This window comes from Bradyrhizobium sp. SHOUNA76 (assembly GCF_023006445.1).
In the GTDB taxonomy this organism is placed as follows: Bacteria; Pseudomonadota; Alphaproteobacteria; order Rhizobiales; family Xanthobacteraceae; genus Bradyrhizobium.
Genome location: NZ_JALBHA010000754.1, coordinates 1 through 2,162, shown reverse-complemented (window position 1 = coordinate 2,162; position 2,162 = coordinate 1). Strand labels below are relative to the sequence as shown.

The 2,162-nt window shown below is 65.3% G+C and carries 1 protein-coding gene and 1 pseudogene; both read left to right on the top strand.

The window, feature by feature from the left end:
* Positions 1 to 268: 268 nt before the first annotated feature.
* Entirely contained in the window at positions 269 to 1,672 is a 1,404-nt protein-coding gene (gene murC / locus MOV74_RS36655; RefSeq protein ID WP_246932200.1) for a UDP-N-acetylmuramate--L-alanine ligase, read from the top strand.
* Positions 1,673 to 1,859: 187 nt separating this feature from the next.
* Positions 1,860 to 2,162, top strand: a pseudogene (locus MOV74_RS36650) (UDP-N-acetylenolpyruvoylglucosamine reductase); the annotation flags it as partial.

Genomic DNA, 2,162 nt, shown 5'->3' with positions numbered 1-2,162 from the left:
CCCGCGCGCCTCGCCGCCATCGCCGCGGCCGCGAAGGGGGCAGGGCGGCTCGATGCCGCCGAGCGCCTGGCCGATCTGGTGGTCAAGGTCGCGGGAATCTGAGCCTAAACGGACCGATTTTCGTATTTTTGCCGTCATGGCCGGGCTTGTCCCGGCCATCCACGTCTTGCATGAAGTACCATGGGATTCGTGGATGCCCGGGACGCCTTGCGCAAACACGCGCTTCGCGCTTATGCCCGGGCATGACGACGGAACGACGGGATAGAGCATGAGACTGCCGCGCGAGATCGGACCCATCCACTTCGTCGGGATCGGCGGGATCGGCATGAGCGGCATCGCCGAGGTGCTGGTCAATCTCGGCTATGCCGTGCAGGGCTCGGATGCCTCCGACAATTACAATCTCGACCGTCTGCGCAAGAAGGGCGCGAAGGTGTCGGTCGGCCACAAGGCCGAGAACGTCGACGGGGCCGAGGTCGTTGTCGTCTCCACCGCGATCAAGCGCGACAATCCGGAACTGATGGCGGCACGCGAGCGTCGCATTCCCGTGGTGCGCCGCGCCGAGATGCTGGCCGAGCTGATGCGGCTGAAGAGCTGCGTCGCGATTGCCGGCACCCACGGCAAAACCACGACGACCACGATGGTCGCAACGCTGCTCGATGCCGGCGGGCTCGATCCCACCGTGATCAACGGCGGCATCATCAACGCCTATGGCTCCAACGCGCGGCTCGGCGCCGGCGAGTGGATGGTGGTCGAGGCCGACGAGAGCGACGGCACGTTTTTGAAACTGCCGACCGATGTCGCGATCGTCACCAATGTCGACCCCGAGCATCTCGACCACTTCAAGACGTTCGACGCCGTACAGGACGCATTCCGGCATTTCGTCGAGAACCTGCCGTTCTACGGTTTTGCCGTGATGTGCATCGATCATCCCGTGGTGCAGACCCTCGTCGGCAAGATCGAGGATCGCCGCATCATCACCTATGGCCAAAATCCACAGGCCGACGTGCGGTTGCTTGACCTGGCGCCGATGGGTGGTGGCTCGAAGTTCAAGGTTGCGTTTCACGATCGCAAGACAGGCGCCGTGCATGAGATTGCCGATCTGATGCTGCCGATGCCGGGCCGCCACAACGCCTCCAACGCGACGGCCGCGATTGCGGTCGCGCGCGAGCTCGGCGTTTCCGACGACGACATTCGCAAGGCGATCGCCGGCTTCGGCGGCGTCAAGCGCCGCTTCACCAAGACCGGCGAATGGAACGGCGTCACCGTGATCGACGATTACGGCCACCATCCCGTCGAGATCGCGGCGGTGCTGAAGGCAGCGCGCGAATCCACCAACGGCAAGATCATCGCCGTGGTGCAGCCGCATCGCTACACCCGCCTGCAATCGCTGTTTGATGAATTCTGCACCTGCTTCAACGATGCCGATGCGGTTGTCGTCGCTGATGTCTATGCCGCCGGCGAAGCGCCGATCGACGGCATCGACCGCGACCATTTCGTCACGGGCTTGCGCGCCCATGGCCACCGCGAGGTGATCCCGCTGCCGGGAGCGTCGGAGCTCCCGGGCATTGTCAAGGGGCTGGCGAAATCCGGCGATCTCGTCGTGTGCCTGGGGGCAGGCAACATCACGCAATGGGCGTATGCGTTGCCGGACCAATTGAAGGCGCTGGGGTAAGAGTGGCGATGCTTCACTCACTGCTTGCTGCACGGCACGCTGCGCTCCCTCCCCCCTTGTGGGGAAGGGCGGGGGAAAGGGGTGGCCACAAACTCCGATCTCGCTCGGGGCTACCCCCCTCCCTGCCCCTCCCCCACAAGGGGGGAGGGAACGGAGAGAGCGTGCTCTCCTCACTTGAGGGTGAGGCATGAGCTTCCTCGACATCACTCCCACGATCAAAGCCGCGATGCCGGACCTGCGCGGCCGGCTGCTGGCCAACCAGTCGCTGGCCGAGCTCACCTGGTTTCGCGTCGGCGGTCCGGCGCAGGTGCTGTTCACGCCGGCGGATGAGGACGATCTCGCTTATTTCCTCGCGCGTCTCCCTTCCGACATCCCGGTCTGTGTCGTCGGCGTCGGCTCCAACCTGATCGTGCGCGACGGCGGCATCGCGGGCGTGGTGATCCGGCTCGCGCCGCGCGCCTTTGGCGAGGCGAGGGCGAGCGGCGATGTC